The sequence below is a fragment of the Vibrio sp. 1580 genome (assembly GCF_033340055.1).
The window spans coordinates 1-735 of the sequence record NZ_JAWOVT010000250.1 but is presented as its reverse complement, the minus strand read 5'-3'; the positions used below and the strand labels follow the sequence as shown (position 1 = coordinate 735).

At 48.2% G+C, this 735-nt stretch carries 1 protein-coding gene; it reads right to left on the bottom strand.

The window, feature by feature from the left end:
- Nucleotides 1-735 (bottom strand): mannose-6-phosphate isomerase, class I (gene manA / locus R7093_RS25330; protein ID WP_318147034.1); only part of this gene is annotated, 735 nt, incomplete at both ends.

Below are 735 nucleotides of genomic sequence, written 5' to 3'. Positions count from 1 at the left end.
TTCTCATTGAAGCGTGCACATGCAACAAGCTCTTTCACGTCCATGTATTTTGGTGTCAGACCTGCGCGCAGTACGTTGTCTGAGTTTGCCATGATCTCAAGACCTGTACCTTTTAAGTAAGCGTGTGGCGTTTCTGCATCCAAGAACATCGCTTCGCCTGGTTTCAGCGTGATAACGTTGAGTAGCAAGGGCGCAAACAAACCAATGTCGCCCGGGTATTGCGTTTCTAACTCCAAGATCAGGTTGAACAGAGGTAAGTCGGTGATGCGAGCTTGTGCCAATAGCACCGGCAACGCCATCTCTTTCTGTTCGCCTTCCAGTGACAATAGACCGGAGAAGAATCTCGCCAAGCCTTTTGAAGGTTGATTGTCGATAAGGTCATCCACCAAGCCTTGCAGCTCAGGAATCGCCAGCTCAGAAAAGAAGCTGATGATTTCACTAGTTGGGCGGAAGCCATTCATCGCTTGGTATTCGGTTAGCGCGTAAACCAATTCTGGTTTGTGGTTTGGATCTTTGTAGTTACGGTTTGCAGCGGTTAGGGGAATGCCTTGTGTTTCTTCCAGTGCAAAACCCAGTTCTGCTTGTTGCTTGTTTGGGTGCACCTGAATCGACAGCGCTTTCTCAGCGGCAAGCACTTTAAACAGGTATGGAAGTTCACCAAAACGGTTTGCGACTTCTTCACTCAGAAAAGCATTCATGTCTTGAGCAATCAGTGAAGAGAGTTTGGTCTCCTCG